Here is a 24,045-nt window from a genome sequence, read left to right on the forward strand (position 1 = left end):
GGGCTAATGGTTGCACGCTTCGAGAGTCGCCTGCCGATAGGCGAGCACGAAGGCCGCGGCCGCGGGAACGGCTGGCTGCTGTCGAAGGGCTACCGCTGTCGGGTTCAACCAGCGCAGAGCCCGCGCGGACGAGGTGTCAGTGGCCAAGGCGAGGGCTCTGGTGGCCTCGGTCGCCGCGCGCTCGACGTCGCCACTGTTGACGTAGGCGGTGGACAGGGCCGATCGCCAAAGGGCCTCGTCAACGCGCCACTGATCTGGCCAATGGCGCAGAAGTTGCTCGTAGAGATCGACTGCAGCCGCCGGTTGGCCGAGGAGCAGGCGGCATTGCGCTTCGTGGGCAGTCACGCACATCGGGTCGCAGTGGCCGCCAACATCGATCGGTAGTTCCGAGTCCCAGTCGGCGCTGCCAGCGACCCTGTGTGCCTTGTCGATGCTGGCTGCAAAGGCGTCCTGGTCACCTCCCATCGCGTAAGCCTGGGCCTGGCGGACCAGCAGCAGAGTGCGGATACGGCCTGGTAACAGATCCTCCTCCAGCGCCCGCTGCGCCAGTGCAGCGGCATTACCCGGGTCAAAGCGCTCGAGGGCGCGTTGGCTCTGCCTCATCAGGACGTAGCTCGTTAGCGTTGGCGCGTTGGCTTCGACGGCGTGCTGCTGAGCGCGTCGCAACCATGCGTCCGCCTCGGCTGCGTCGCTCTGCTCGTCGATCCAGCTGAGGAACTCGGCCCACAGTGCCTGCGCGATGAGCACGTCTCGGCGGTCGGCTGAGCTGCGGCGCCGCCTGATAGCGGCTGCGGCGTTGATCCTGGCATGGGCGGTGGACGCCATCCCGGCGTATCCGGTGCGGTTTCCAGAAATGGCCAGATTGGCGAGCTGCTCGTGCCACGAGCGGAGCAGGTCAGGCTCGTCGGGATGATCCGTGACGGCCCGGAGTTGGCCGTCCGCACTTTCGGCCCAGCTATAGCCGACGCCGGTCAGTCGACGCTCACGTTCGAGGACTGACAGGAATCGGACCAGCTCACCACCCGTCTGCAGCGCAGCCTCACACGACTCAACGAGTCGCGCGGACGGCCAACGTTCGGCCTTCTCCACCTTGCCGATGAGATCCGCGCTGACGTGCACCAGGCCGCCTAGAGCACGCTGGGATAGCCCGCGGCACACACGCCACTGTCGCAGCGCCGCGCCGAACCCATGCAGCGCCGATCGATGCGGGGTCAGTCGTCGTGGTGTTTGAGCCATCGGTACTCCTGAGTGCCGTTCGCCCGTCGCTGCCGCAGCCGGACAGGCCTGACCGTACGTGGTCGAACGCCACGTCGACAGTTGCATGCGGACAACATCGTATGTCCGCATCGATGCCATCGACTCATCCGGCGCGGTACGCAATTCTCATTGCCGAGGTACCCGCCCGCATGCCGGGCGGAATCATTAGCGGCGGTTCGGGAAAGAGCAGTCGCCCTCGCTGACCAGTCAGCTGCGAAGTCGTGAGATTAGCCAGGACTCGAATATTTGAGGGGGTCTGATGAGTATCCAGAATTACATCTCGCGACGACCCCTTCCCAACGAGGAGGAGGTCAATGTGCGTATTCAGTTCTTCCGTTGTCGGCGGGCGGAGAAGCCGAAGCTGCCTCGCCGAGTGCGCGGAGCCAACATGCCGGCGTGGATGCGCCAGCAGACGACCGTCTTCCCGACCCTTCAGCCCGGCCGCGCCGGCAACCTGACGCCGGCTCAGCAGTACCGCGCGAACGGGGGCCGCTGGTGACCTCAGAGCTACTTCCCACGCCGCGCCTCGGCCCACATCCTGACCGGCCACGGCATCGCACGCTAACCAGCCCGCCACACACTCCGCTGCGCCCCGTCTGGGCCTGCCGGGCATGCGGCCACCCTTGGCCCTGCGCATCTGCGCGACTACACCTGAAGGCCGAGTTCGCGCGTCAAGAGGCAACCCTGGCGATCTACCTTGCGGGCCTGATGTACGAGGCGATGCACGACATATACCACTTGAACCCGAGCGACGGACCGAGCCCACGCGATTTGTTCGCGCGCTTCGTCGCGTGGGGTCCGTTCCGGCGATCAATCACGGAGGATCAGTGATCGTGCGCCGCCTGCGGCCGAGGGTGAGAGGCCCTCCACCTCGACCCCGCAGCTAACGCCGAACAGGCCGTCGAGCAGTTCCTCGTGTTCGCGAAGGCACACGCCGACAACGTCGACAACCCGAACTTCGGGATGCCGTTGCCGGACGGGTCGATCGGCCGTGTCGTGCCGACCCTCCCGGTGGACGCGGTGTGGCACTCGGTGTTGCAGCACACGGTGCCCTACGCCGCCGCCTGCGAGCAGATCGCCGGGGGGCATCAACTGTCCACAGTCGAAAAGGATTCCCGAATTCTGGTTACATGAAACGCCTTCTCGCCGATAGTCCGGTGTGGATCAGTATCACTCCACTACTTCCAAACGAACTCCAGCCGGTCGAGGTCGAGCTGTGAGGCACCGGCCCGGGTCGCCGGCTTCACGATGATCCGGTCCAGGACGAGAGCCAGCAGCTCGCGGCGCCGCTCCAGCGGGGCGTCGACGTACCACTCGGACAGGCCCTCTGGCGTCGTCGCCGGCAGCGCCTGCAACCGCGCCGCCTGGGCGATGCGCTCGCGGACCTGCTTCTGCTCGCGCTTCGCCTCGGCTTCGATTGCCGTCAGCGTGACCAGGCTGATCTCCCGCCGCGCGAACGCCTGCCCCGCCTCTGCCAGCCGGTCCTCGATCGCCTGAAGCACCTGCTCCATCGTCGCCGCGCCGTCCTTCGCCGACCCGATCGCACGCTCCAGACGCGCCCGGATCTTCGACGACGCCAACCGCGCCAGGGCCCGGGCGGCGACTTCCTCCTCCAGGCTCTCCGCCGCGATCCGGATGCGCCCGCACCCGTAGCTGGGGCTGCCGGCCCGGCACACGTACCCGCGCTTGCCGCTGTTGCTCGGCTGCGTGTACAGCGGCTTCCCATCGATGTGCGTGCCGGTCCCGGCCTCGTCGGGCAGCGGATACCCGCACACCAGGAACCCGCCGGACAGCAGGTACTTCCGCTGGTTCGTCGCGCGCGGCTGCTTGCGCTCCGGGGCGTCGAGCAGCTCCAGCAGCTGCTGGTGCGTGTCCCGGTCGATGATCGCCGGCCACGGCGCGTCGCCGACAACCTCGCCGTGGTACGTCTTCAGGCCCGCCAGCCGCGGGTTGCGCAGCAGCCGCGACAGCGACTGCTGGGTCCAGGGCCGCCCGGCGGACGTCATGACCTCCCGCGCCCGCAAGTCCGCGACGACGGACCGCATACTGCTCCCTTTGAGGACGCGCTTCACGACCTCACGAATCACCGTCGCCTCGGCGCCGATGATCTGCCTGCCCGTCTCGTCGTACCCGTAGCACCGCACTGTCTGACCCCCACGCGAACGGCCAGCCTGAACTCGGCCAGCCTATAAGCTAGCAGTGCCGCATAGCACCGTGCTACGTGCAGGTGCGTTGGAGTTACCAACGCGCAACTGTCGCGGTCCGGACACGGTACTCCCCTACCCCGATTGTGCAACCCCGCGCGCAAGAGCCCGCCACCCCTGACATGAGTGCCGGGCTCTCTGCTCGTTACGGAGCCGGTCAGATTGCGCTGTCCCCCAACGGCTCCCCTGACCGGCCCCACGATCCGAACGAATCTCTAAGATGAAGCCGGTTACGTTCAACCACTGCGACCGGACTGATCGACAGTACACGGATCACCACGACAGCGAACCCAGCGGTCACCCTCGCGGTACTGGATCTCGACGCACCCGTAGTCCGGCGTCCCGAAGTCGTACAGCGGCCCGAAGTCTTCCTCGCCGCCGGGCTCCCCCGCCGTCCAGATCAGCCCCTCGTGCACCACGCCGCGGGAGCCTCCACACGCTGCCGGCCGTCGCCGGAACTCAGCACCTTCTCCGCCAGGTCGTCGGGCACGTCGAACGCCAGACCCACCGGGCCGTCCGTCGTCGTCTGCACGTCGAAGCGGCGCTCCTCGCCGCCCGCCTCCAGCAGCTGCTCCGCGAGGACCTGCGCGTCCCCGCGGTCCTTCGGGTAGATCAGCGCCATGTCACCCGCCTACGCCGGCACGCCCGGCAGGTTCACCTTCGCCGCCACCACCGCGCAGCTCCACCCGACCGTGTAGAACCGCTCCGCGACGACGAACACCTCGTTGTCCTTGCGGTCCAGGGCCTCTGGCAGCTTCGGCAGGAACACCGCCGACCGCCGCACCATCACCGGCCCCGTCGCGTACAGCCACGCCTCGTCGTCGCCCGGCGCGGCGCCACCCGAGCCGGCGCCGCTCGTCTGCGCGAACACGATCGGGTCGCCCAGCGGCGCGACCATGCGCGGACCCTCGATCCGCGTCAGGCCCTTGCCAACGAACCACCCGGCCGTCCACCGTGGAGTCCGCAACGCGCCGAACACCCCGGCCCGGTCGGCGATGTGCGCCTCCAACCGGCCGACGCCCTCCTCCAGCGGCACCAACGCCACGTCCGAGCCGACCAGCACCTCCGTGTCGGCCGCCGCCAGGAACTCCTCCGTGCCGGCCTCGCCGGTCCGCACGTAGTGCTCCAGCGAGTGCTGCTCGACCTGGCCCATCGCCCGCCGCGCTCGCTCGATCAGATCCGGCCGGGCCACCGACCGGCCGGTCAGGCCGGCGTACAGCCGGATCACCGCCGACTTCACCGACGGCACGCCGTCCGGCAGCGCCATCGGCGCGCGGGCCGGGTCCGAGGCCGCCGCCGCGCTCGTCGGCGCGGGCGCGTCGACGCACGGCGGCTCCCACTCCACGCCGGCATGGAACTCGCGCTGGTCGGCGGGGTCGACCACGGCCCGCTGCCGCGAACAGCCCGAAGCGGTACGGCGTCGTCGCCGGGGGTCCACATACACCAGGGGGTGCGTCACCCGTCATCTCCTCACCGGCTGGGGGCCGCGCCGGGCGCGGGCGCGGCCCCGTCAAACGGGTAGCTCAGACCGCCGAGCAGTCGAACGCCACGGTGCTGCCGGTGACGCCCGTCGGGCACAGCGGCACGGTCACCTTGTAGGACACGAAGCACCGCTTCACCAGCAGCGTCGCCTGCTCGGTGAACAGCGCGATGTACTCGTTGTCCTTCAGCTTCGTGCTGTCGTAGACCGCCGACAGGTCGATGATCGGCTTGGAGCCCTTGACCCACGTGCCCGACGCGTAGATCAGCAGGTCCGCGGTGTCCGGCCACTGGCCCGGGGCGGCGCTGCCGCCGAAGCCGTTGCCGCCCGCGTCGGTGTACCCGTCCTGCCAGTCGTAGACGAACTGCGGCCGCAGGTGCCGACGGGTGAACCACGCCGTGATCTGCTCGTCGGTCACGTCAAGGTAGTTCACGCCGGCCCGGCGGCTCATGTCCGCCCGGATCCAGTCGATCAGCCACAGCGGCGCCACGCACTCCAGCAGTTGCCGGCGGCTCAGCCGGTACCGGTACCGGTAGTCCGTCGCCGCGAGGGAGATCGCGCCGAGCAGGGCAGTGGTGGTCTCGTCGCCGTCGACGTCGCCACCGAGGGTCAGCGCGAACTGCGTCGACTGCCCCGGGGCCGCGGCCATCCGCTGAATCAGCCGGGCGTTGATCTTGTGCTCGTGGGCGGTCAGCGCCCGCCACACCACGTCCCGGGTCAGCTCCGGCCACACCGCGTTCTGCACGATGTCCTGCTCGATCTGCACCCCGTCCACCTCGAGGCGCGTCTCGGCCCAGTTCACCGTCGGCACCCGGTACGAGGACTTGTTCACGCCCGCAGTGCTGTCAGCCTCGGTCTGCACGAAGCCGATCCCCGAATACAGGTCCCGGAAGTCGAGGTTGGCCGGCACCTTGATACCGCCGCCCCGCGGGATCGTGATGCCCGGAAGGTCCAGCAGCCCCTCGGTCGTCTCCAAGCCCTCGCACAGCTCCCACAGCGTCTCCGACGGGGCACCCCAGCCGCCGGCCGCGACAAGGTTGCCGCCCGACAGGCGCGACTCCGACGCGGCCAGCTCCACCAGCTCCATGTCGGTCAGGCCCCGGCCGCCGGCGACGAGCGCCTGGTCGACGGGCAGCTCCACCCGGGCCACGTTCTGCTTGATGCGGGTCGCGGACGCCCACCCCGCGCGGGAAGCCGGCGAACTTGTCGTCGAACGCCGACGCGACCTCCGACACCGAGGAGAACACCTGCCCGTGCGGCACATTCGGCACGTCCGCCGCCGCCTTGATGACCGCCGACTTACCGGCGCTGGTCACCTTCGGCTTCGGCTGACGGCGGGCAGCCCGGCGGGCCAGCGACGCGACGACCGGCGTGGGCTGCTGCTGCGCCGGCTGCTCCGGCTGCTCCGCCGGTCGCTCCTCCGCCGGCTCTTCCTCGGCCGGCTCCTCCTCGGCTTCGCCGCCGTCGCCCTCGTCACCGTCGCCATCGCCGCCCTCCGGAGCGCCGTGCACCGTCGCGGTCAGGTCGTCCAGCTCGGAGGCGACCTGCTCGGCCGCCTGCTCGATCCGCGCCTGCTCGGTACGCACGGACTGAACGAAGCCGGCGAGCTCGCGCAGCCGGGCGAGGCCGTCGGCGTCCAGGGCCGTGTCGCGGAGAGCATCGAACGCCGCGACGGCCTGGTTCTCCAGCTCGGTCAGCGCATCCAGGTCGAGCCCATCCAGGCTCGAAGGGATCTGAAAGTCCACCGTCGGCTCCTCAGCACGGTAGGGATCTCATCCCCGACCGGCCCGCAGCCAGCATCGGCAGTACCGGCACAGCCTAACGCAGCGGCGAGCTGGTTCCGATCAAGGCAGCTCGGGTTGCACGATGGTGAGGGACCAGTACCTGAGGACGGCCGGCGACTGCCGGGGCCCCCGGGGGCCCCGATCCGCGTCGCCCTGCCCGGTAAGCGCTATTCGCCGGCAGAGCGCCCAGCTAGATTCTGCCTTGCGGCACCGAAGCCCAGCGATTGACGCACGCGATCTGCGGAGACAGAACCTAGGTGCCCGGATGCCCGAGCTCGTCGCGCAGCATGCTCTCGACCCGCCCCAGCAGCTCGTCGTCAGCTGAAGCGAGAAGACGTACCACCCTGCCGAAGCTGGTGTCGTCAGCAGATGCGAACGACCCGGGTTGCTCGTCGCCGTCGTGCGCGCCGGCATCCGTACGAGGCTCGCCGGTCTCGGCAACCTGCGTCAGCGCGACCCGTCGCAGCATCTCGCTCGCGTTGGCCGAGAAGGTCGTAGTCATCAGCGCGACCGCCTTGAGGCTCGGCGATATGGCGTCAAGAAAGGCCGCCCGATCGCTCGGTGACCACCTTCCGATAGCCTCCACCGCTGCTGCCTCAAAGGCTGCCTCCCGGTCGACATCGGTGCGCCGGTTCTGGCCTTTCATCTTTGCCTTGAAATCGAAGGCGACGTCACGCTCGGTCTCGGAGTCATAGATCAGCAGGTCGTAAGTACCGCTGTCCCTCCACTGGATTCGATGCTGCTCCCCCAAGCAGGCGAGCAGCGAGCGAGCCGTCGCCACTGACGGCGCCTGGGCGCCACGCTCGATCCCGCGGACGAACGACACGTGCACGTCTGCCCGGTCGGCGAGTTCCTGCGGGCTGAGGCCGCTGCGTTCGCGCATGGACTTCAGCAAAGCGCCGAAGCGGCGGTTGCCGGGAGTACCCGCGGTAACCAGCAACGGGCCCTCGTACTCGGCGTGTTCGTCGTCACTCACAAGAGAAGAATACAGGATCGTCTTGCGCTCTACGCAGCGCCCGTGCCAGACTCTCACAACACGATCTTCTATTCTTCTATCGCAGACCCGAGAGGCCCGCCATGTCCAAAGCAATCCTCTACGTCACCGCTGCCGGCGCCATCGGCATTGGCGGCCTAGGTAGCGCGCTTCTTCTCCTCCAGCTCGGACGACAAGAGGCTGCCGCCTATCTGCTGATCCGGAACTCAGCGTCCGCCGCCCGGGTCCTGCGGAGCCAGATCGACCTTGCCCCTCTACTCGAGGAGGCGCGCGCCGCCGGCATCGATCCAGGGCCCATCATCCAGGCCTATCACGACATGCGAGACGGGCTGATCACGTTCGACCAGGTCGCAGCCTGGCTGGGCACGCTCGGCCAGGGGTCAGGGCAAACCACGTAAATCCATACGCAATGGAAACGGCCAGCTAGGCAACGGGCGGATTGCGGCAGATCCGGATACCGGTGTGGACGCCGGTTGGCCGTTTGGCGTCTCGGCGAGCCGTGTAGCCGCTGCAGTAGCTAGTGTGCGATCTCTCGCCACCAGGCCGCGACTTCGCCCCTCATGCGGTAGATCATCTCGCCGGCCGAGCCTTGCCAGTTCTCAATCGGCCAGCGCTTGGCACCAAAGAGTTCAGCAGCAATACGACTCATCCGAGCGTGCTCGTTGGACTGCTGCCTGCTGTCGAGGCCGGAGTAAGCGATGAGGTCGCTGAACGTCACCCGCTCGCCAACCCGGCTCGCGGTGATCTCAAATAAGGCTTTGACGCCCGGAAGATGCTTTGACCTCTCCCACAGTGCCGCTACTTCGCCCTTGGTCCATACTCCCTGTCGCCCCAAGTCGAGGGTCGCCTCGCCATCGATTGTTGCGAGCGTTCCTTTCAGCCTGCCCAACAGGGCTTCCGTGTCGGCGATGGCCTGGACCAAGGCGGTTCGCACGGGACTTGTCATTTCTTCCCTCACCCCATCCATACGGTATCGTGTACGACTCCCTACAGCGTAGGGAGTCGTACACGACTTCGCAAGGCCGGAGTGGCATCGGCAGCTACGGGTCGGGGGCGCCAGCCAGCAAGCCCTCTCAGCGGCAGATGTGTGCGCCTGCGGGCCACCGTTGTCCTCGTTATGGCTCACGACCTCGTTTCGTGGTCCGGCGCGATGCGGACCAGGCAAGTGCAGCAGCCGTGACGAGCGCGACGGCACCACAGCAGCTACCGGCGGCTAGCGGATTGAGCCAGCTCAACACGCCGTCGTAGTTATCCACAATCAAGGACGCGCCAACGCAGCACAGCGCCACGGCGCCAACAAGGAGTACGACCGCCGCAGCCAGAAGCCGTCGCGGTGCTTTGTCGGCACGATCCCGAGGGAGATCGGGCATGTGCCGACTGTAGGCCGGCATTGACAGCCATGGCGCATCCTAAATTCGGTAGATGCGGATGCTCGGCACGGGCGGCTCAGGTCTCGGCCCGTGACAGAGCGTCACGCTGACGGCGTTGATCAGAGAATTCCGACTACTCGATCAACAGAGCCTGCCCGTCTCGTCGCCTACTTCTGCACCTGGCGGACCGTGCCGCCGCCGCCCTTGCGCACGTCGGCGATCTCCGCGTCCGTCTTCGACCCGTACTCGCCACCTTGCCGGCCGTCCCCGTAGGACAGCACCCACACGGTCGCGCCCCGGCGCCGCGCGCCGCAGTTGCAGCCCACTGCTTCCTCCCCTACTCCCCATGCACCTCGGCGGACAGCGCCGCCACCAGCGTCCTGCGGTCCCGGCCGATCGACGCGGCAATCCGCTCGGCCGCCGCCGCGTTCACGGCACGCTGTCGCTCGGCGGCGAACCCGGCGGCCACCGCCCGCCGCACCGCCGCCTCGAAGGCGGCCGGCGACAGCGGCGCATCCGGCCGCCGGCCTTCCGTGTCGGACGACTTCCAGCCCGCCCAGCCCGAAGCGACCATCGCGTACGCCCGCCCGCCCGACGAGCGGCCCCGCACCACCGGGAACCCGCCGACGTTCACGCACAAGGCCGCGACGAGCTGCCGCGCCCCGCCGATCCAGCGCCAGTCCCCCGACAGCGGCGACCTGCGCAGCAGCTGCACCTGCTCCTCGGTGGCCTCCGGCACCAGCGACCCGGCAACCCAGGTGCCGTGAGCGTCCCGGCCCGCCCGCACCACCGCCACCTGCGTGCCGGTGTCGTCGTAGTGCTCCACGGCGGCCGCCGCGCTCGCGGACAGGTCGACGTGCCCGGTCGCCGCCGTGATGTGCCCGACCGCAAGGAGGTCTCCCTCGGCGGTCTGGATCTCCGGCCGGTGGAACCAGTCGAAGCCGCCCTCGTCGGGCGGCAGCACGCACTGCCCGCCGGTCAGGAACGACAGGTGGCAGTCTCGGTCGGCGAGGTGCCCGAACACCCGCCCGTCGGCCGTCACCGTGATCGGGGTCAGCTCGGTCAGGCCCGGGTCGTCGAACCACGCCGTCGGCGGGTACAGCGGCGCGACCTGCTTGCTCTTCGGCGCCGCGCCAGCCGCGGTAGCCAGCTCCTCCTCTTGATCGGAGGGCTCGGCCTCATCAGAGGGCTCGCGGTCGGCCGGCTCGTCGTCGACCAGCTCCAGCTTCGCCTCCATGAACGCCTGCGTCCCGACGAGCGTCACCGCCATCACCCTGCCCTTGGTCACCGTGATGTACGGCTCCTCCCCGGCCTCCATGAAGGCGTCCCACTCCTCGTCGGACATCTCCTCGACCGGCTTGCCGTCTGCGTCGGTGAACACGAACTCGAAGTCATCGAGGTCCACCGACGGGAACAGCACCCCCTGGCGCAGCAGCTCCAGCGCCTCACCCAGCTCCGGTACCGCGTCGATGAAGTCGCCCCCACCGACCAGCTTCGACTTCTGCACCTCGCCGGTCGTGATCCGGCCGATAGTCACCGCGCCCTCGTGCCCGGGAGCGTCCTCGCGCGCCCACCGCAGCGCCAGCGGCAGTTCGCGGAACGACCACTCGCCTTCCGCCGCGAAGATCCGCCGGTCGCCCGACTTGGCACCCAGCGGCGCCAGCGTCCCCTTCCACGTCGCCATCTGCTTGCCACCCTTCGCGGCTGCCGCCGCCGTCACCGTGATGTCCAACCCGGTGGCCCGGTCACGCCGGGGCCACGGGTGCTTCGGGACCACAGGCAGGGGCTCGTCGGCCTCCACCTCGATCATCGTGCAGCGGCAGTTCACCGTCTGCCCGGGCGGCGCGGCCGGGTCGCCCGGGTACCGCATCGGCACCCCGCCGACCATGAACACGCCGTCCAGGGCGACCCGCTGCCCGTCGGCGTCCCGGTGGTCGTCCCGGGTCCGCTCGTCGTGCGTGGCCACCCACACCTTGTCCAGCTTCTCGTCGAGGACGTCCTCGGCGGTCAGCCACGCGGTCAGCGTCCCCGCGTTGTACGCGCCGATCGTCTCCGTCCGGGCGATCGTCACCGCCCGGTCCTCCCAGGACCGCTCGCCCAGGATCGCCTCGATCGCGTCGCGGATCCTCGGCACGCTCGCGCCCTCGCCGGTCAGCTCGGCGACCGCCGCGACGACCTGCTGCCACGCGCTATCGGGCACGCCGGTCAGCCGGTTCGGCAGCGCCGCCAGGTACTCGTCCTTCATCTGCGCCACTCGCAGCAGGTCGACGTCGCCGCCCGCGTCGGCCACGCCCGCGAGGAACGTCTTCTCAACGGCGGGCACCAGGTGCACCGTCATCGCCTCGAACCACGCCTGCCCGGCGCCGGCGAGAGCGGACGGATCGGGCGGCAGCGCCGCCGCGGTGACAGGCAGCGCCACGGCGCGGGCGTCGCGCAGCCAGGCGCGGAGCATCCGCCGCTCGGCGGCCACCACCCGCGCCTCGCGGTCGAGGCGCAGCGGCAGCCACGGGTCCGGCTCGGCCACGGCTCAGCCAACCGCCGGCGGTTCGGCGAGCACGGGGATCTGCACGCCCTGGGTCTGCACACCGCCGTCGGGGCGGGACACCGGCAGCCCGGCCGGGCTGCGGATCAGGCGCTCCACGATCAGCAGGTCGTCGTGCAGCTCCAGCTTCACGAAGTCGGTCCCGAGGTCGATCCCCGCCGCCGCGAAACAGTCGCGCAGCTGGGTCAGGGACACGTTCGCTGGGTCAGCCATCGGTCCTCCTCCTCGCCTCGTTGCGCCGCGCCACCGTCTCCGGGTCGCACACGTGGCCGGCGTCGGTCAGCGGCGGCTGGTCGCCCTCCCAGAGGTCGCCCCACCACCCGCAGGTGCGGCAGATCGTCCACCGCAGCCGCTCGCAGCCGTCCTTGCGCCTGAACCGCTGGCAGGCGTACCCCTGGGCGGGCACCAGGTCCGGCGCCAGGATCGTCGCGCTCATGCCGGCACCAGCTCCCCGGCGACCGTGGCGGCCAAGTGCTCGCGCAGCTCGGCGACGTCGTGCCGCGCGCCGGTGACGAGCAGCCCGCCGACGTACGCGGTCAGCGCCGCCGTCAGCTTCTCGTCGTCGACGTCGAGCTTCGTCGCGACGGCCGGCACCGCCGTCCACGCTCCCTCGAGTAACCGGGGCACCGACACGGGCGTGGATGGGCGCACCGTGTGGTACTCCCACGCCTTCAACCCCTGGTGCCGGTACCTCTCCCGGCCCAGCGCCCGCTTGCCGGCGATCTCCAGCGCCCGCAGCGCCAGGACCTCGCACGCGGCGACGAACGGCGCGCTCATCGGCTCGGCCGCCGCGGCGGCGATCGCGTTCTGCTCGGGCGGGCCGCGGTCCTCGGTGTCGCCGGGCGGCGGCGGCTCCGTCGTCGGCTCCTCGTCGGCGGGGGGCACGCCGCCGCCGGGCAGCTCGGCGGGGGCCGGCTGCGGCTTCAACGCCTCCGCGTCGAGCTGCACACTCACCCCGGCGACCTCCAGCAGCCGGGTCACCAACAGCGGCCCGGCCGCCGGCACCGTGCGAATGATCTCCAGCAGCCGCCGCAGCTCCCGCTCCTCGTCGGTCGGCTTGTCGCCGTCGCCGAAACCCGTCTCGCGCCGCAGCGCGTCCCCGGACAGCTCACCCAGGCCGTACAGGTCCTTCGCGTCGGCGCCCTTGTCTGGCGTCTGCGTCAGCTCGCTGGTGTCGTACCAGACGATCCACCGGCGCGGGTCGGCCACACCCTGCGCGCCTTCCAGCGCCGGCCACAGCATCTGCTCGGTCAGCGCCGCGCAGAACAGCTCCAGCTTCGACTCGACGTGGTACTTGATCGTCGCCTCGTCGGTCATCCAAGCGCCCCAATGGTTCGCCTGGGTCATGCCCAGCAGCATCTCCGGCACGGCGCTGCTCAGCTCGGTAGCGAAGCTGAGCAGCCGCGCCTTCTCTAGGTGCTCGGCGGGGCCCTGCACCACGATCGGGACGAGGGCGGCCACGCTGTCGCGGTCCTTCGCCGCGGTGGTCATCGCCTCGGTCAGCGTCGACAGGAACGACGACACCCCGTCCTCGGCGTCCTCCTCCTGCTCGGGCGCAACGAAGCTCAGCTCGTTGGGTAGCAGCAGAATGCCCGCCCGGCGAGCCGGGAGTCGATCTGCGACTGCACGTACTGCGTCAGCCGCTCAATCAGCCGCAGCACCCGCCGGTTGGACTGCACCTGGCTGGACGGCAGCGCGTGCTTGCGGGGGCTCGGCACCCAGATCCGCACGATGACCGTCTCGTCGGACTCCAGCTCGCGCGCCCCGTCGCCCTGGTCGAGCACGTACTTCCCGGCCCGCTCGGTCAGCTCCTCCACCGACGCGATGAACCACCGCTCCCGGTCGGTGGCCTTGCCTTCGGCGTCGCGTTCCGGCTCGCCGATCAGGTAGCACTCGCCGGGCACGCCGAGCTGGATGCCGGCGTCGCGCAGCAGCTCGGCCTGGGTGCTGGGGCCGCCGAGGAACGTCTCGTTGACGCCGGCCGGCGCCTGGTCGGGCGTCTCCATCGGACGGCCCTCGTCGTCGACCTGCGTGATGTACAGCCGGGCCCGTCCCATCGCCCTGGCGATCAGGTCGACCAGGAACGCGAACTCGCCGCACTCCTCGTAGTGCCGCCACGCCTCGTCCTGCCACTGCTGCTTGGTGACCTTGCGAAGACTGCCGCTGGAGTCGTAACGCATCTTCGCCGCCGACGCGACGACCGCGGTCGCCTTGCCAACCGCGCTGTCGACGTTCGGCTTCGTGCCCCACCACCCCATGCGCTACTCCTCGGGCTCGGCGCGCACCAGCAGGCCGGTCGCGTACGACAGGGCCAACGCGACGGTGGGCACGTCGACCCACCAGTAGCCCGACCAGCGGGGCACGTCGGAGAGATGCCACCAGCTGGCGGCGGCCGGCCCGGCGACCCACACTGACAGGCACCAGCGGCAGAACAGCAGGTACGCCAGCGGGCTGCCATCGGGCACCCGCCGGACGATCGCTTCTCGGGGCCGCCGGGTGATCTCGTCGGCGACGATCAGCCTGGTCAGCCGGGCAACGACAAACAGCACCACCACCATCTCGAAAAGCCTCGCCACGGCTATGAGCATATGCAATGACACTGCAACCGGACAGGCGGCGGCGATGTGCCCGCGTGCTCTACCGTGTTCACGCGGTAGATGCGCGCCACCGCAGTTGGAAAAAGACCTGCACACATGATCTCGACGGAGGGAACGTGCCGATTGACCGCACCCTCTTGCGCCGCGCGGACATTACCAAGGCCGTCGCGCTTGAGCTGTCGTCACGCAACCGACTGTTGCCACGCCGTTGGGATTACGCGGCCCTCGCCTCGGACCCGTCCGCCGTGGAGACCTGGCTGCGGCCGCAGCTGCGACGCGGCCCCTCCGGTAGGAACGCCAGCGTCGTGTTGGCCGACAAGGGGTGGCGGGGCGCCCGGCCGCTGCACGTTATGACCCTCGAGGACAGGGTGCTGTACAGGGCGCTCGTAGGGCTCATCAGCGACGCGCTGCCCGAACGGCTGCGCAGCCGGGAGCCAATCGAACAGTTCCGACAGGCACCGCTCGACGTCCCCGACGCCAAGTACATCAGCAAGACTGACGTGACCGCCTACTACGAGTTCATCGACCACGACCTGCTGTCTGCTGAGCTGATCGCCCAAACCGGCGAAGAGCTTGCTGTCGACGTGCTGGCCGACCTGCTGGCTTCCGTCCTCGGTCGCCGCGTCGGGCTGCCGCAGGTGCACCCCGCCAGCGATGTCCTGGGCGACACCTACATCGACCCGGTGCGCCGGCGACTGCTGCGCCGGGGCCATGCCGTGTTTACGTACTCTGACGACTTCCGGATCGCTTCTCCTACGCTCGGCGATGCCCGAGCCGCGCTGGAGGCGTGCGCGCTGGAGGTACGCGCCCTCGGCCTGGTGCTCAACGAGCGCAAGACCTACACCTACGGCGCGCGCAACTACCGGAAGTCGCTGACGTCGTTCGCCGACGCAGAGCAGCGCCTGTTCGCGGACGGCGGGCCAGCCGACTCATTCGGCGGCCTGGGATTCCTGGACCCGAACTATGGCGATGCGGACGGCGGCGAGACACCGTTGACGCTCGGGACCTCGCCGCTGGGCAGCAGCGTGGATGAGGATGAAGCGTTCGCCACGGACGACAGCGAGATCTCCGAAGACATCAGCCCACAGCGCCTCCGCGCCGCGCAGCGGGCCTGGGAACTGTGGATGAACGAGGACGAGTCCGAGGAAACGCAGGCCGGTCAAGAGGCGGCGATCACCCAATCTCTGCTCGGCCGCGCCTTGCCGACGCTTGGTGCAGCCGGCGACGCCGGTCCGCTCACATCGCTATCGCCGCTGCTCCGCTTTGAGCCCGCCCTGGCGCCGCAGGTAACTGCATATGTCAATGCGTACGCCCAGAGAAGCTCGCGCGCGCGGGCCGAGGTCCGCGGGGCGCTAGACGAGGCCGTCAGTGGCGACATCCTCAGCGCATGGCAGGCCATGTGGCTCGCGGATGCTGCCGGCGGGGTGCGGCGCTCACGGAGCAGACACCGCTACGAAGACTGGCTCGCCGAGTGCGCCGCCGACGGGCACGATGGCCTTGCGGCCACCGCCGCGGCCGCCTTGGGGCGGATCGGCCGAGGAGATCCCGACCTGGTGGCAGCCACCGTCGAGCGGGTCGGCCCGGAATGGCGGCGCCTAGCCTTCTGGGGCTTGATTGGCCTTGACCGGGCGAGAGCGGAAAGCACAGCCGACGACGAGTTGGACCGCTTGCTGCTCACTGCCGCAGCCCCGCAATGACCACCCCTGTCCCGCAGGTCCCATCGGCTGAAGCCGAAGCGGCGTCGGCGCTGCTGTTCCGCACCCTTGGCGCGCACCGCGCCGCGGTCGCGGCCCTCAAGCCGCGGCCGCGTCCGCGACTGCGGACCTCGCCAGATGGCGATCCGATCCAGGACAGATGCCAAGCCACACTGGTGAGGCTGCTGTCGATCACCGAGGCGTTCGCCTCGGACATGCTGTCGCGCGAAGTCGACCGATCAGTCGCGGGCGCCGGGAACAGCACCGCCACCAAGGTGGCCGACGAGGCCGTCATCCGCGGCACCAGCACCTGGCAAGCTCAACAGGACTCCTATAAGGACTGGCTCGGCGTCCGCGAGGACTGGAAGGCGGTAGAACGACTCGCCGAGGCGCGCAACGCCGTCGCCCACGGCCTAGGGAAGCTGACGAGGCGCCAGATGCGGAGCGAGAACAGCGTCAAGTCGAAGCTCAAGGCGGCAGGCATCACAGTCGAGGACAACAGAATCGTCCTCTCCGACGACAGCCTCGCAGCAGCCGCCTCGGCGTGCCGCGACTTCATTGAGAGACTCGACCTGGCGGTCCAAGCGAGAGCTTGACCATAGGTTCATGCACCTGCCCGCGCCACGTACCCCTATACGCTCACCCCCCGTCGCACGCCTGGCGCGGCGCCGGCAGGATCGCGTCACCCGGAGTGGCTGCCTCCAGCCGTTCCGCCAAGGCTTTCGCCTCCGCGGTTCCCCAAGTGAACAACGCCACATCGCGCTTACTCGCATCGACCACGGCACGGTCAAAGGACACGAGCTGCGGCGGCGCACCCGGGAGCGCGAGTTCCCAGGCGCCCTCCTCGGTGGGGTCGGCTGTTAGCCACGGCGCGACGGCCTTGTTGCCGACAATGGCCGTGGCCAAATCGGCGAGGGTGTCGGATGGGTGGAGCTCGGGAACGGACAGGGTCTGCTGCTCCGCATCCGATAGGCGCACGTCGCCGCTGGTGGCCTCCTGCACTCGGTCCCGAATATCGCGGGCGGCTTGGGCCGCTGCGGCGTCCCGCTGGGCAGGGCCGGCAGCCATCGCCGCTGCCTTGATCGCCGCCTCGGTGGCGGCGAGGACCGGCTGAGCATCGCCCACGATCTCCGTAAAGTCACCGAAGTCGTCCTTGATGGACGAGTAGATGGCCTGCTCGACGGTGTCAGCGTAGAAGTAGTTGCTGATGGTCACGACCTCGTGCGAGGCACCGATCCGGTCGACGCGTCCGATGCGCTGTTCCACCCGCATGAGGTTCCATGGCATGTCGTAGTTGAACAGCCGGCCGCTGGTCTGCAGGTTCAGACCCTCGCTCATGCTGTCGGTGCCGAGCAGGATGCGGATCTCGCCCTCCCGAAACAGCTGCTTGAGCTCGTTCTTCGTGATCTTCGTCCAAGTGGACGTGGCGGGGTCCCACCGCTCGCCGCCTCGGCCGGAGTAGCACGCGACGCGCTGGTACGGGCCAGCGAGCCGGTCCCGTAGGTAGTCCATCGTGTCGGTGTACTGCGTAAACAGCACGACGCTGTCGTAGCCGCTAAGGAGAGCCTCATTGAGGTCGCCGTAGAGCTGCTCGGCCTTGGTGTCCTGACCGCCGAGCGCCTCTATGTCAGCGATGAACGAATCGAGTTCGGCGATCTCGGCGGCCAGCAGATCGGCCGAGATCGGGTCCGCGACGCTAGTCAGGTCGACTCCGCTTTCGTCGTCCTCAGTTGCTGTCTTGTCGTCAGGATCGAGCAGCTCGGAGATGGCGAGCGCCCGTCCGGCGGCGAGCGCCTCTCGGCGCCGCTTGAGCGACAACCGGACGGCCTGGAAGCTGCTCGTCAGGCGGCGCCGGTACACCGTCATGATGAAACCGAGGGCTCTGGCGGCGGGGTTGCCTGGGCCAGCGGCCATGTAGGCGTTGTAGTAGCGACTGATGTAAGCGTCAATGCGCTCGTATAACGTCCACTCGGCCGGGGACAGTTCGATGAACTCGTCGCGGATCGTGCGTCGCGGAATGATCAGGTCAGCAGGTAGCAGACCCTGCTCCTGGTAACGGCGCATCGTGCCGCGGGTATGCCGGAACACTCGGTCCCGCATTGGCGTGTGGGCCCGCAGCCACTCGTCGGCGAGTTCGCATTGCCGGACCTTCCACCCGAGGACGCGTTGCCGACTGGGCGGCGGCGGCTGGTGCAGCCGCAATATGCTCCGCGAGACCACCGGCCCTAGCTCGCTGACGACCCTGTTCCTCAGCGGCTCGTCGGCGGCCGCATCCGGCGCATCGAGCTCGTCGCGGAGCATGCGCGACAGGAGCGCCCAGTCACGGTCGGCGTGGGGGCGGCGAAGCTCGGCGAAGTACCGGACGAACTTGTCCGCGGATTCGGACCACTCGCCTGGCAGACCGAGGAGTTCGATGAGGTCCCACGCCTCGTGCGGCGCCATCTGCATTGGGGTGGCCGACGCTAGATACAGCGCCTTCCAGGACTGCCGCGCCTTCATCGTCTGCAGCAGGCCCAGCAGCGTGTTCGGCGTGCCGTTCGCCTTGAGCCCGCGCCGGCGGGCATGGTGCGCCTCGTCAACCAGCACCACGTCCCAGCTACCGGCGAGGACCTGCTCGCGCCGATCGACGCGCCGGGCCAGATGGGAGGACGCGAGCACGACCGGGAAAGCCGTCCACGGGTTAGCGGTTGGCTCGAACGAGATTTCCCGGTTATGCCGGTCGAGGAACACGCCGCCTTCATACCGCGGTACGTCCAGGCTGATCTTCTCGTGCAGCTCCTCCTGCCACTGCGACATAACGCTTGCGGGAACCAGCAGGAGCGCCGTCTCAGCCCGGCCGGACAGGAGCAGCTCGCGCAGAATCAGACCGGCCTCGATGGTCTTGCCCAAGCCGACCTCGTCCGCAAGCAGATAGCCGCGCGGGTAGGTCTCCACCGCCCGCACCGCGATTAGCTGCTGGTGCGGCAGCGGCACGGCCGCCGCGCTCGCCACGCCCACCATGGTGCGGGACAGCGGAGCGCGCAGCATCTCCAGCAGCCTGACCCGGTCGGCCTCGATTGCATTCTCGTCGGCCTTCGAGTCCTCTGCCGGCGTGGGGGCCCAGCCCGGCGCAGGGCCTCCGCCGAGCGGGTCGTCCGGCACGTCGAAGTCGCGCAGCCGCGGGTCGGGGTCCTGCGCGGGCGGGGTCCAGCCAGCCGGAACGATGTTGATGAGACCCTGCCGCAGTGCAGTCGGAACCGGCAGCACTGCCCAGCCCGTGTCCGGCGTACCGTCCCAGTGCTGCTCCAACCGGCGAGTGACATCCGCGCCGTACAGTGGCCACACGGCGTCATTCCACGACCAATAGACGTGGAAGGTCTCGTGGTTGCCGGTCCACCCGGCGACCGTTTCGTTGTCGCTGCCGGAGAATGCGACCTGCCGGCCAAGCGCATCAGTGAACAGCCCGTACTTGGAGTGGAAGTAGCGACGGGCATGCTCCGGCCGCAGCGGCGTGCCGTCGCTGTCAACCGGCACCCCGACGCGGAGCTCCAGCAGGCCCTCGCGCAGCATCCATGCTAATAGCCGCAGGTGTTCCTTCTGAACGATGCTCACGCCTTCGGTGAGCGGTTCGAGGCACAGTCGCTCGGCGACGACCTGGTCTAGCGGCTCGCCGCGCAGCACGGCATCGACGTCCTCGTCAGAAAGCTGCGCGCCAACGACGAGCTGCATCCTCGCACGACGGGCGGCGAGCGGCGCGAAGCCAGCGGCAGCTCTCGCCAGGACCTTCGCACTGAAGTAGCCGACGAGCCTCCTGTATTCGATGGCCCGCGCCAGCAGCGGCACGTAGAACCGGGTGAGCGGCTGCTCCCCCGTCGAGTAGGAGACCCGCAGCGGAACTTGTGTGAAGTCTGACTCTGGCAGGGCCGGAGGCGCGGGCCCGTCCCCGAGCCCTGCGAAAGCCGGCTCGGTCACGCGAGCAAGTCCGTTATGTCGCCCTGGATATGTGACTCCTTCTCCACTGGATCGGCTGGGACGGCCACTTGTGGGAGGTAAGCCGTGACGAGCCGGTCGAGGCACCCGGCGAGCGGAAGCACGAACACGCCCTTGGCCCTGACACGGGGTACGGCGTTGACTAGCGCCTGCACGGCGGCGACGAACCGGCCATCCTTCGTCAAGCCCGTGCGGTCCATGAGTGCCTTGGCATGCGCCAGGCCATCCTCATCTGCGACCAGACACACCGTATGGACCGCGTCCACCAGGCTGCCAAAGGAGGCGGCCTGCGGGCGAACGCCCGGCAGTTCTTCGTCGCCCGCCCGCGGCCGGACTCGCTCCTTCGGGGTGAGCAGCCGCACCGTACCGGTCTTCTTCACCAGGATTTTGGCCCGCTGCAGCTCGTCGATATCCAGACCGCCGACTGCCAGAGCCAAGCGGCGCCCTTCGTCAAAGGTGGCGGTGTCGTCCTTCACGACGTCCCAGAACGCGATAACGAAGTCGGTGAGCGGGTCGAACTCGATCGGATGTCCGACGAGGCGTGCTCGTTGAACGCGCACGATTTCCGAGCGGGCGATCGTCAACGCCTCCTCCGGACGAAGGAGCCTCGCCCGGCCGTTCTCGTCCGCCTCGCTGCTGTGGACCGGCCAGTGCTGGCTCACCACGCTGAGCGTCGGGCCATAAGCCGCCAGCAGCAGGTCCACGCCGTCGATGCCGTCGGCGCGGAACCGCTCGACGGCTTCGCGGGCGGCTTGGCGGACCTCGCCCTCAATATCTTCCAGGTAGGTGTCGCGCGTCGTTGTCTGCTGCGATCCCCGCTTGCGACACACGAGCATGATCGTGCTCGCGGCAGAGTTGACGCCGGACTGGTGTAGCGAGTGCTCCGCTTCGGTATTAACTGGCCAGGACGACTCGATCGTAAAACCAGCCTTCAGTAGGCCCATGCCGAGCGTGTCCCAAGCTTCGGCGCGCTTGTGGGTGAACATGACGGTCAGCACACCGTCGTTGCGGAGAACCCGCCGGGCCTCTGTGAAGATGGCAGTCATCTTCGCCTCGTAGTCCGCATCGGCGAGAGCGCGCATCCTGTTGCCCAAGTGCGCGAACCGGGATGCGTTCGCAACGGCTTCGTTGTCTTTGTCAGCGACATCAGCCGGGAACAGTTCAGGCGCAACCTGGCCGATGGTGCGCTTCTCCCAGACGTAGAAGAAGTCGCTGAGCTCGGCGTACATGACGTTGTCGTAGTACGGAGGGTCCATGCACAAATGAGCGACGCTGGCGTCGGCCAGCTCTGGGATATCCGCCGCGTTCCCCTGGGTCACAGTGATGTCCCGGCGCATCGGCTCACCTGTCACACCGTCACAGCCTGTGAACGCCATGAGATTCGCGAGCCCATGGTAGGCATCGATGAGCTGCGCAAGCGCCCAGGTGTATAGCGCAACTCCCTCGAACTCTGCAAAGGCCCACTTGAAGGAGAAGTCATGCCGAGTGAAGACGTGGGCGATTGTCTGCCGGTTCGCGTGCCAGCCGCACGACTTGGCGTTGTAGTCCGTCGCCTTGCCCTGCATGGCCCCGAGCAGTGTGAGCACCGCCTTCGCGCGATCGGAGGGTAGGGAACCCTGGATCTCCGGGATGAGCCTGCGGTATTGCTCGACGAAGGTCCCGTGAACCAGGAGCTGGCGGAGGGTGAACATGTCCGCGAAGCCGTACATGCCAAACAGTCTCGGACGGGAGTTGCGGCCCCGGTCGCCCTTTTCGGCCAGCAGCTCCGTCGGCAGCACGTCGGCTGTTGACCATGTAGGCCGGAGCTCGGCCAAGGCGGCCTCAGCTGCCTCGACTGCTTGAAGATCGGCGGCTGTGGGGCTCCGGAAACTCCTTGTACCGTCGTTTAGCCGGATGGCCACTGCGTACAGCGTCGACGTCATGCGGCCGGCCTGCGCCTCGCTCTTGATGTACGCCTCGTCGATTACCTGGTCGTCCCACGGGCTGAGGCCGTCGCCCCGCTTCACCGTGCCGGCGGTCGGGTCGAAGTCGATGTCTTTGCCCTGCACAATCTCGAACTCGGCGCGCTCCAACACACTGCCATCGCGTTCGGTAATGAGTCGGACAGCCACCTCCTTTCCTTTCGCCGAGCGCAGGGTCCAGTCAGGGACGAGCGGCACGGGCTTGCCAGTGTTCGGGCAAGCGATGGTCTGCGCCCAGATGTACGTCGCGACCTGCTCGCCCTCGCCTGACGGGAAGTACCGCCCGATACGCGCCTGCACGCGATTGGTAAGTAGGCCGCCCCACTTCTCCAAGTCAGCAACGAGGTCCGGCCCATACTGAGCCGGGTATTGAACGCCGCTACGGAGGATAGCCGCGGCGACTCCGTTGAGATCGTTGGCGTGGGTGCGAAGACCCAGCCGAGCGGCCGCGAACGGAATGCTGCCGCCCCCGGCGGTGACGTCTGCGACCAGCGGCGGCTCGCCCCACGTGTGATGCAGTACCGCTGCCAGCAGCCGGGTCTGGTCCTCGCTCGGATGGTTTCTGAAGGCTTGCTTGTAGGTGTAGGGGTTTGGGATACGGACACCGCTACTCACGGCCGCGTCGTACGCCTTCCGGGCCTTCACCGGGTCGCCCCAGATGCCGACGAGATGCTTGAGCCAGTTGCGGTAGGCCGCCTCGGTGCCAAGCTGCGGGGCGTCGGGGAAGGCCATCGCAAGCTCCGGTGTCCAGGCCGGGAGAAGACCGGCGAGCACAACCCCCGCACTCGCGACAAGTGGCCGCCGAGCCCACCACACATGCAAGAACGACAGCGGGGGGAGAGCGCTGGCGGCCGCACGCTCGCGGCGGGATTCGATGCCAAGCTCGGCCATCGGCAGCCAGTCCTCAGAAAGGACCCGGGGGCTGTCCATGCTTACTCCTCTGCCAGAAACAGGCGAAGCGCCCGACGGACGCGTTCGGCATCGGGGCCGACGACCTTGGCGTACCAGTAGTAGGTCTCCTCCGTACTCATGGCGGAGATCCCTGCGACGATGCGTCGGATGCGGTCGGGCTTACTCAGGGGCTGCGCGGCGAGCAGGGCCAGCGCAAGCCGCACCCCGGCGGCTTCGTCCAGCGGGACGGGCTTACGACGGGACAGCGACAGCACGCCTGCCTGGTGGCCGCTTGCGCGCACGGCGGCGACAAGCGCGTCGAGGAGCCGCGCGGTCTGCAGCGGCGTGGCGCTGGCGACCCTCGATGCGAGTGTCCGCTCGCCATCTGCGTACGCCTCTTCGAGGCGCACGCCGTACCGGTCGCCTTCACCGCTACGAGCGGGCGCGGGCTCGACCGTAAGCCGGAACGTCCGGATGCCGGCCTTGTGAAGACGTGTCGCGATTGAATGCCTTGCGAGTGGAGACGTCATGCGACGGTTCCTTCGACGGTGAGCTCGGACGGACCGAGGCCACGAATCACCCCGTCGACGGTGCCGAACGCCTCGTCCGTAGGCGTCACGCCGTTCTCGCCGAAGTCAAGCGTCAGGGTAAGCGTGCCGTCGACCTCGTTGGCTGCCTTGAGAAGTGGGCCCAGCTTTGCGCTGACCTGCTGGTACCTGGCCTTGTCACCTTCGAGCCTGATCTCGACGGCGCCGTCCAGACCGGGCAGCGACGCGGCAACGTCGACCGCGACTCGGGCGGGCTGCTTTGGCATCTGCGCGAGGGCCATGCCGAGTAGGTCGAAGTCCTGCATGCCGCTGCCCGCCCCGGCGCGAACAGTAAGCCGCATCTCCACGAGGGGCTTGCCCTTGTCCACGAGTGCGTCGCGGAAATTGCTCAACGCAACGCCGGCCTGGCCCGTCTTGGTGTCGATGCGCTTGGATGCGGGCTTGGCAACGGCCGATTCGACGCCAAGCTTGTCGGCCTCTGCCTTGGTGAGGACGTGAAAGTTATCTAGGCTCCGCTCACGGATCTCCTTGACGCCTAGCGCTTTGACGCCGGCGGCAGGAGTGACGTCGGTGACGACGAGCTTGCCCTGCCGGAACGCCTCGGCGAGCTGATCGGCCACTTGGGTCTTGGTCGGCTCCTTCTGACACCGGGCCTCTAGTACTCCAACGTCATTTGGCTTCGGCGTTGGGCGTGGCGCAGGCATGGAGACGGCCACCGCGTTGATCATCGATGGTTTGTGAGGACAACCGAAGA

General features: G+C 68.6%; 23 protein-coding genes and 1 pseudogene. 6 read left to right on the top strand and 18 right to left on the bottom strand.

Translation table 11 applies throughout. The features are described 5' to 3' along the window. Positions 1-3: 3 nt before the first annotated feature. Positions 4-1,236 (bottom strand): helix-turn-helix transcriptional regulator, encoded by a 1,233-nt coding sequence (locus AB0F98_RS28840; RefSeq protein WP_357741710.1) that lies wholly within the window; start codon positions 1,234-1,236, stop codon positions 4-6. Positions 1,237-1,516: 280 nt separating this feature from the next. Here AB0F98_RS28840 and AB0F98_RS28845 point away from each other — a divergent pair, with 280 nt between their 5' ends. The 3 genes from AB0F98_RS28845 to AB0F98_RS28855 all read left to right on the top strand — a co-directional run bounded on the left by AB0F98_RS28845 (position 1,517) and on the right by AB0F98_RS28855 (position 2,391). Further along, positions 1,517-1,756, top strand: a complete 240-nt coding sequence (locus tag AB0F98_RS28845) for a hypothetical protein (RefSeq protein ID WP_357741713.1) — start codon at positions 1,517-1,519, stop codon at positions 1,754-1,756. Then, a complete protein-coding gene (locus AB0F98_RS28850; protein ID WP_357741716.1) occupies positions 1,753-2,088 on the top strand; it encodes a hypothetical protein in 336 nt (111 codons plus the stop codon). The genes AB0F98_RS28845 and AB0F98_RS28850 overlap by 4 nt, the downstream gene beginning before the upstream one ends. 84 nt (positions 2,089-2,172) lie before the next feature. Then, on the top strand, positions 2,173-2,391 hold the full coding sequence (locus AB0F98_RS28855; protein ID WP_357741719.1) for a hypothetical protein: 219 nt from the start codon (positions 2,173-2,175) through the stop codon (positions 2,389-2,391). Between the two features lie 44 nt (positions 2,392-2,435). Here AB0F98_RS28855 and AB0F98_RS28860 read toward each other — a convergent pair whose 3' ends face one another. From AB0F98_RS28860 to AB0F98_RS28880, 5 genes and pseudogenes are all read right to left on the bottom strand, one after another. Next, positions 2,436-3,401 carry a recombinase family protein gene (locus AB0F98_RS28860; protein WP_357741721.1) on the bottom strand — a complete coding sequence of 322 codons (966 nt, stop codon included), beginning with the start codon at positions 3,399-3,401 and terminating at the stop codon, positions 2,436-2,438. A gap of 460 nt (positions 3,402-3,861) precedes the next feature. Beyond that, on the bottom strand, positions 3,862-4,083 hold the full coding sequence (locus tag AB0F98_RS28865; protein ID WP_357741724.1) for a hypothetical protein: 222 nt from the start codon (positions 4,081-4,083) through the stop codon (positions 3,862-3,864). A 9-nt stretch (positions 4,084-4,092) separates the two neighbouring features. Continuing rightward, the gene (locus AB0F98_RS28870; RefSeq protein ID WP_357741728.1) at positions 4,093-4,920 is read right to left on the bottom strand and encodes a hypothetical protein; all 828 of its coding nucleotides are present in this window, start codon (positions 4,918-4,920) and stop codon (positions 4,093-4,095) included. A 64-nt stretch (positions 4,921-4,984) separates the two neighbouring features. After that, positions 4,985-6,686, bottom strand: a pseudogene (locus AB0F98_RS28875) (major capsid protein). Positions 6,687-6,978: 292 nt separating this feature from the next. Further along, complete coding sequence (locus AB0F98_RS28880; RefSeq protein WP_357741731.1) at positions 6,979-7,701, bottom strand: helix-turn-helix transcriptional regulator; 723 nt, start codon at positions 7,699-7,701, stop codon at positions 6,979-6,981. 101 nt (positions 7,702-7,802) lie between these two features. Here AB0F98_RS28880 and AB0F98_RS28885 point away from each other — a divergent pair, with 101 nt between their 5' ends. Continuing rightward, positions 7,803-8,117 (top strand): hypothetical protein, encoded by a 315-nt coding sequence (locus AB0F98_RS28885; RefSeq protein ID WP_357741733.1) that lies wholly within the window; start codon positions 7,803-7,805, stop codon positions 8,115-8,117. A 119-nt stretch (positions 8,118-8,236) separates the two neighbouring features. On the opposite strand, the gene AB0F98_RS28890 is transcribed toward AB0F98_RS28885, so the two are convergent. The 8 genes from AB0F98_RS28890 to AB0F98_RS28925 all read right to left on the bottom strand — a co-directional run bounded on the left by AB0F98_RS28890 (position 8,237) and on the right by AB0F98_RS28925 (position 14,207). Continuing rightward, on the bottom strand, positions 8,237-8,653 hold the full coding sequence (locus AB0F98_RS28890; RefSeq protein WP_357741736.1) for a hypothetical protein: 417 nt from the start codon (positions 8,651-8,653) through the stop codon (positions 8,237-8,239). Between the two features lie 603 nt (positions 8,654-9,256). Then, a complete protein-coding gene (locus AB0F98_RS28895) occupies positions 9,257-9,415 on the bottom strand; it encodes a hypothetical protein (RefSeq protein WP_187691009.1) in 159 nt (52 codons plus the stop codon). An 11-nt stretch (positions 9,416-9,426) separates the two neighbouring features. Beyond that, entirely contained in the window at positions 9,427-11,613 is a 2,187-nt protein-coding gene (locus AB0F98_RS28900) for a phage minor head protein (RefSeq protein ID WP_357741739.1), read from the bottom strand. A gap of 3 nt (positions 11,614-11,616) precedes the next feature. Further along, complete coding sequence (locus AB0F98_RS28905) at positions 11,617-11,844, bottom strand: hypothetical protein (RefSeq protein WP_357741742.1); 228 nt, start codon at positions 11,842-11,844, stop codon at positions 11,617-11,619. Beyond that, entirely contained in the window at positions 11,837-12,067 is a 231-nt protein-coding gene (locus AB0F98_RS28910; protein ID WP_357741744.1) for a hypothetical protein, read from the bottom strand. Before AB0F98_RS28910 ends, AB0F98_RS28905 begins: the two co-directional genes overlap by 8 nt. Beyond that, entirely contained in the window at positions 12,064-13,155 is a 1,092-nt protein-coding gene (locus tag AB0F98_RS28915; protein WP_357741747.1) for a hypothetical protein, read from the bottom strand. The genes AB0F98_RS28910 and AB0F98_RS28915 overlap by 4 nt, the downstream gene beginning before the upstream one ends. Before the next feature lie 41 nt (positions 13,156-13,196). Next, positions 13,197-13,889: a hypothetical protein gene (locus AB0F98_RS28920; protein WP_357741749.1), complete on the bottom strand. Its 693-nt coding sequence runs from the start codon at positions 13,887-13,889 to the stop codon at positions 13,197-13,199. A gap of 3 nt (positions 13,890-13,892) precedes the next feature. After that, positions 13,893-14,207 (bottom strand): hypothetical protein, encoded by a 315-nt coding sequence (locus AB0F98_RS28925; protein ID WP_357741752.1) that lies wholly within the window; start codon positions 14,205-14,207, stop codon positions 13,893-13,895. A gap of 56 nt (positions 14,208-14,263) precedes the next feature. Between AB0F98_RS28925 and AB0F98_RS28930 the strand changes: the two genes are divergently transcribed. After that, the gene (locus AB0F98_RS28930) at positions 14,264-15,925 is read left to right on the top strand and encodes an RNA-directed DNA polymerase (RefSeq protein ID WP_357741754.1); all 1,662 of its coding nucleotides are present in this window, start codon (positions 14,264-14,266) and stop codon (positions 15,923-15,925) included. Further along, on the top strand, positions 15,922-16,518 hold the full coding sequence (locus tag AB0F98_RS28935) for a hypothetical protein (RefSeq protein WP_357741757.1): 597 nt from the start codon (positions 15,922-15,924) through the stop codon (positions 16,516-16,518). Before AB0F98_RS28930 ends, AB0F98_RS28935 begins: the two co-directional genes overlap by 4 nt. Before the next feature lie 43 nt (positions 16,519-16,561). Here the strand turns inward: AB0F98_RS28935 and AB0F98_RS28940 are convergent, their stop codons facing one another. From AB0F98_RS28940 to AB0F98_RS28955, 4 genes are read right to left on the bottom strand one after another with little or no spacing between them, the layout of a single operon-like run. Continuing rightward, the gene (locus AB0F98_RS28940) at positions 16,562-19,873 is read right to left on the bottom strand and encodes an SNF2-related protein (RefSeq protein ID WP_357741760.1); all 3,312 of its coding nucleotides are present in this window, start codon (positions 19,871-19,873) and stop codon (positions 16,562-16,564) included. Next, the gene (locus tag AB0F98_RS28945) at positions 19,870-22,782 is read right to left on the bottom strand and encodes a DUF1156 domain-containing protein (protein ID WP_357741763.1); all 2,913 of its coding nucleotides are present in this window, start codon (positions 22,780-22,782) and stop codon (positions 19,870-19,872) included. Before AB0F98_RS28945 ends, AB0F98_RS28940 begins: the two co-directional genes overlap by 4 nt. Before the next feature lie 2 nt (positions 22,783-22,784). Beyond that, positions 22,785-23,273 carry a hypothetical protein gene (locus tag AB0F98_RS28950; protein WP_357741766.1) on the bottom strand — a complete coding sequence of 163 codons (489 nt, stop codon included), beginning with the start codon at positions 23,271-23,273 and terminating at the stop codon, positions 22,785-22,787. Next, positions 23,270-23,911, bottom strand: coding sequence for a hypothetical protein (locus tag AB0F98_RS28955; protein WP_357741769.1), 642 nt, complete (start codon positions 23,909-23,911; stop codon positions 23,270-23,272). The genes AB0F98_RS28950 and AB0F98_RS28955 overlap by 4 nt, the downstream gene beginning before the upstream one ends. Positions 23,912-24,045: the final 134 nt, after the last annotated feature.

Source organism: Micromonospora sp. NPDC023737 (genome assembly GCF_040639715.1).
Lineage (GTDB): Bacteria > Actinomycetota > Actinomycetes > Mycobacteriales > Micromonosporaceae > Micromonospora.